This is a genomic window from Bacteroides sp., assembly GCF_028690125.1.
GTDB lineage: Bacteria > Bacteroidota > Bacteroidia > Bacteroidales > Bacteroidaceae > Bacteroides.
This window is the reverse complement of sequence record NZ_JAQVBV010000103.1, coordinates 1-4,817: the sequence shown is the minus strand read 5'-3', so window position 1 is coordinate 4,817 and position 4,817 is coordinate 1. Positions and strand designations below refer to the sequence as shown.

The following is a 4,817-nucleotide window of genomic DNA, read 5'->3' as shown; positions in this document are numbered from 1 at the left end:
TTACTTTATTCCCGGCGGGAACGCGCGGGTCCAGAGTAATACCCAGGCACTGCCCATTACCATCACCACTAATGATTTCCTTTTCAACCGCAATAATCATAGCCTCACCAATCAGATCAGTCACCAGGGCTTCAAAGCCTTCCAGGGTAACAGTCTCGGCCAGTAGAGAAGTAGCAACTTTACATTCCAGACCATAGTAGCTGAAAGATACATTGGTGTTGACAGTGACCTTCTTCTTATCCGACACGGGGGATTCCCCAATCCTGGTTGCAGTCGGTTTAAGCGTCAAGATAGGAACAGTGACTCCACCTTTGATATTCAACATCCTTATCCGGGAAAAGATCTGCCCATAAACCTTAGCTTCTTTAATAATTTCCTTGAGTATGGTGGAAGGGATGATAGCCGAGACCTCCGAAACAGTGGTCATGGCATCCAACCGATACTCCGGTTGCATCTGGCGGAATTCCTCAGTGATTCGACCGGTCTTACAAAATTGCATGAAAGCATTCCGATATTCCATAGTTCCAAAAGGATCTTTCGGGATTGCGGGGTTTTCTCCACGAGTTTCTTGCCCAGTAGCGGAAGCAGTTACCATCCCAGGAATTTCCCCAGTCACTGCTTGGGTCCGCTGGGATTGAGGAGCCGGCTCTTCGGGGAGATTATCAATCATATCCTGCAAGCCCCGGATTTCAGTATTAAGAGAATCCAGCTCAGTGCTCAGGGAGCGCAGTTCCTCTACATCATTGGAAGCCTCTACCAAAGAATTTATCTCGAGCTTCCTTGCATTTTTCTTTGCCAGCATATCCAATAGTTTTTTCTTCATTATTTCTACACCTTACCTTTCATTTTAATTTTCAATTTCATAACTTCCAACTCTTCCGCCTTGCGCAAGCCCTCCAGCCGCTTCTCCTCACCATCCAGCAATTCCAAGCTCCGCGCATATATAGACGTACTGTCATAGAACGGAGTATCCACCACGCTCACATCATACAATCTAGCAATATTATTAACATCTCTAATGGTCTCATTCTCCCCAAAAGTCCAGGAATCTCCCCCATCTGCGACAGAAAAAGCAAAACTCATTTTATCAATAAGCCCTTCCTGGATAGCTTTGTATAAATCACGATTGCTCTGAGTGTCCAAAAGATTTGCTTGAATCTTAAGCCCGATATCATCCTTGATAAGCTTCAAGGATTTATTCCGAGTACGAGCCATAATCATCACATTGTCATTGTGATTATACCGCATAGGGACATCTTTCATATCAGTTTTATCCAATGCCCCCCGCCAGATGGTCTCTGTAAATTTACGATTCCCATACTGATGCGTTGCCGGGGTGTTATATGTAATAGCATATCCCTCAACCAACATCTTATTCTCTTCATTGCTGACTGCTCTAATTTCAATTAACCGGCGTTCCGGCTTAACCGTCATTACTATCGCCTCCTTCCCCCTCCTCTTCTAATTGTACTCCAGCTTTATTTTTTTGGTAACTATCTATATCCTGGATATTTACATAATTTAAACTCTGAATCCGACGGTCACCGCCCGAGAATGGCTCTATCCCGAACATTTCATTGATTTGATTCAAGGACATAATCCCAGTTTCTTTCGCCAAATTTGCGAGGTTCATCTTATCTGCAGTTGCCATATACCGAACTTTATTATAATAACATTTAACCCGATGCCCGACGTCCTGTTCTCTAGGAGTAAAACAACAAGCAGTCATGGCCTGTTCAAATTGAATGATGAAATCTTCTATGGCGGTTTGATAAAATGCGCTATGCTGTTCCCCCGAATAATCCCCCGATAATATAGCGGCGGAGACCCCATACCGCTCCTGGATAACAGATTTCAAAAACTTTAGGGCTGGTTCTGGGATATCAACTGCTTTAATATTCACCGGAGTGAATTCCCCACCAAGGTCTGTGGCTATCATCCCACTGCGACTAGAAATGATATGATCTTCAAAATCATCTCTAATTTTCCCCAGCTTCTGTGAATCCGCTAGAGTCTTGGCATGGTATACTCCTTTAATCTGTAGGCTGGCTTCTATTCCTTTTGGTAATCCCTGGATTGTCTTATCAAGAGCATCTATCGTCCGTATAACATCGTAATCATTCGCCTGCCCGTAATCATCCCCACCCCCTATGGTAGTATTAGTTCCCCGGCGCCAACGCAGATGAATTAGGTCATTATACGGCAGTGTATAACTACTACCATCCTCAAAATCCATTTTAATTTCCCAGACCTGCCCATTACTCTCCCCAATATAAACAGCGGCTATTTTGAGCGGGTAAAACGCCAGGAATCTTTTAAACTGCCTTCCATTTGGAAGAGTTATAATTTCATACTGTGGATAAATAAAAACATTGCGGTCTTTTCTTCTCAACCATTCTATATTTGCAAAAAAATCACTGGTGGTCTGTAGAGGATTTGGTTTGAAACGAAATAAGCGAGTAATATCATCATTTTGTATCTGCAGGATATCTTCACTCTGCACAATACTTTTAAGGTCAATTTTACTAATTTCATTAGCCACCCGCTCTATCGCATTATTCACAAAATCAGATAGATAGATATCTTGCCCAAAGCTCGAAAAAATAGGAGTGGCATTCATTAACCATGCATGATAACGAGCCCGATCCATATCTCCTTTGCTATCCCCAGGAAATACGCTCTTTAAATAAGATAAAATTCCCATAATAACCCTCCTTCCCTTAATTGCTAAATCAATCCCATAAACTCAGACCTATACCACTCTAATATAGTATACACTATTATCTTTGATGTTGTACCATCAATACGTTTAGTCCCATGCATCTTTGCCGGCATAATCCGCCCCAAAGTATCTAGCTTTATGCCTGTATTACAAAAACACCAGAAGCACATCGGATTATTTTGATAATTAACTAATTTATCTCGTAAATCGGCTTCTAATGTACGCATTGGATTACTTAAAGCTTTAGCTTCTTGTGGGACATTCACTGCAATTTTATCTCCAAATATTTCTATATACCGATTTTGAAAATCCTTTGCAAACCGGTTATCGTATCCCGACTTAAATGGTTTAAGATCATATTCCTCCAGAAGTTTAAAATGCCAATCAGCTATCATGGAAGATTCCACGGCATTCCCAGGGACAATAGTTAGATACCCAGCCTTTTCCCATGCCTTATAATCAACATCATCCGGGCTCTTTTCCAATTTACTTTCCGGTATCCAATATCGAGTATGTAAATATGTTTTCCGGTCATTTGGTTTTTTGAATAGCAGAGTAGAAGAGCAAAGGTCTGTGGTTTCCGCAAAATCATTTCCAGACAAATAAAACCCACCAGTAAATTCTTTCAAATCAAAAGTTTCGAGATTTACTATCTCCCCTTGCTGGAGCCAGGCTTGCGCATTGGATTGTTTGATATTGAAATCCTTTGCCAGCATAAACGCCCGGGTGGCACTATCTGTTTTTGCTTCTTCAACCAGACCATCCAAATACGCCCACTTCTTTGCTACGCCTAAGTTTGGATTTGATTTTACCCAGCTAGCCCGATTATGCCATATCTCCGCCTCATTATCCTGAGTGTAAAGCCAGATCAACCACCTAGGTCGATATAATTCCCCCTTTAATACTTTCCGGGCGTCTACCAGGCGCTTATCTAAGTATCCATCCTCTGTAAAGCCTTCAGTAGTTATTTCTATATATAATGGCTCATCCTTGGTAGACATCGACTGCTTGATAGGACGGACTAAACTATCATCTTTCATCTCATGCACTTCATCCACAATAGCAAAATCTACATTCTTTCCTTCTTTGGCTCCGGTTTTCGCGGATAGCTTCTTAATTTTAGCCTTGTTTTGGTAACTGAATTTACCCTTCTTCTTGATTTGCTTCGGGTTACCCATGAATATTCCCTTGATATTCTTCCGGCTAACCCGAGCAAGTTTTGGGCTTTCTTCCCGCATATTGTTAATCTCATCAAAAACCAAACCAGCCTGCTCATAATCATTAGAGGCGCAAAGAATATTCGTCCCGACATTCCCGCAAAAAAATTCAGCATTGCCATCCCCAGCGACTTCGGTAGTCTTACCATTTTTTCTTCCTACCATATATAGTACTTCCGTAAATCGCCGGAACCACTCCCCATCTATCTCCATGTAGAACCCATAAATGGCTTCTCTGAAAGCTTTTTGATGTAATTCCAAGAGAAATGGTTTCCCAGCGAATGGAGAGATACTATGCTTGCATTCATTCTCAACGAATCGAATTCGTTTATGGGCATCTTCTACCGGTTCGAAATAATAAAGTGGATTATTCATATCTTCTATGAGCATATCCAGCTGGATCATTAATTCTTTCCCGACTAAAATCTCGCCCGATTTGCATTTTTCATAATACTCCAACAAATAACTATTCATATTCTTCCAGTCCTTCGTCCCCTTCCATAATACTTGGGGATAGATGTTTGATTAATTTATCCATAATATTTGTTAAAGCGGCAGAATGCCGGGCTATCTCAGCAGATACCGGTAAGGTCCTTTGTATTTTTGCGTTCTCTGGATGGAATTCAACTAATCCAGTTGATACGGCATGAGCGTTTAATTGTTTCAAATATAAACGTTCAAACGCCGCTTGTTCTATCAATCCCTCCAGAACCCTTAATTTACTTTCATCCGCCCCAACAAATTCACCTTTTATCCGGGCGATTTCTTTAGACAACTCAGACTTTCCCATTTTCTCACCTACCTTTTTTCATTTACAGAGTTTCAAAACCAAAAACTCAAAAACAGACTGTATATTCTAAATGCGCCCACCTCCAGTC

At 41.4% G+C, this 4,817-nt stretch carries 5 protein-coding genes; all 5 read right to left on the bottom strand.

The window, feature by feature from the left end:
- Positions 1-823, bottom strand: an 823-nt coding sequence (locus PHO71_RS25275) for a phage major capsid protein (RefSeq protein WP_300208954.1), incomplete at its 3' end; no start/stop codon positions are given.
- A 5-nt stretch (positions 824-828) separates the two neighbouring features.
- A complete protein-coding gene (locus PHO71_RS25270; RefSeq protein ID WP_300208953.1) occupies positions 829-1,434 on the bottom strand; it encodes an HK97 family phage prohead protease in 606 nt (201 codons plus the stop codon).
- Positions 1,424-2,704 (bottom strand): phage portal protein, encoded by a 1,281-nt coding sequence (locus PHO71_RS25265; protein ID WP_300208952.1) that lies wholly within the window; start codon positions 2,702-2,704, stop codon positions 1,424-1,426. Before PHO71_RS25265 ends, PHO71_RS25270 begins: the two co-directional genes overlap by 11 nt.
- 23 nt (positions 2,705-2,727) lie before the next feature.
- Complete coding sequence (locus PHO71_RS25260) at positions 2,728-4,413, bottom strand: terminase TerL endonuclease subunit (protein WP_300208951.1); 1,686 nt, start codon at positions 4,411-4,413, stop codon at positions 2,728-2,730.
- A complete protein-coding gene (locus tag PHO71_RS25255) occupies positions 4,406-4,729 on the bottom strand; it encodes a hypothetical protein (RefSeq protein ID WP_300208950.1) in 324 nt (107 codons plus the stop codon). The genes PHO71_RS25260 and PHO71_RS25255 overlap by 8 nt, the downstream gene beginning before the upstream one ends.
- Positions 4,730-4,817 lie beyond the last annotated feature (88 nt).

What these genes read in the sequence shown, in the direction of transcription:
- PHO71_RS25260 (WP_300208951.1), bottom strand. Translation starts at nt 4,413, where the DNA reads ATGAATAGTTATTTGTTGGAGTATTATGAAAAATGCAAATCGGGCGAG.
- PHO71_RS25255 (WP_300208950.1), bottom strand. Translation starts at nt 4,729, where the DNA reads ATGGGAAAGTCTGAGTTGTCTAAAGAAATCGCCCGGATAAAAGGTGAA.
- PHO71_RS25265 (WP_300208952.1), bottom strand. Translation starts at nt 2,704, where the DNA reads ATGGGAATTTTATCTTATTTAAAGAGCGTATTTCCTGGGGATAGCAAA.
- PHO71_RS25270 (WP_300208953.1), bottom strand. Translation starts at nt 1,434, where the DNA reads ATGACGGTTAAGCCGGAACGCCGGTTAATTGAAATTAGAGCAGTCAGC.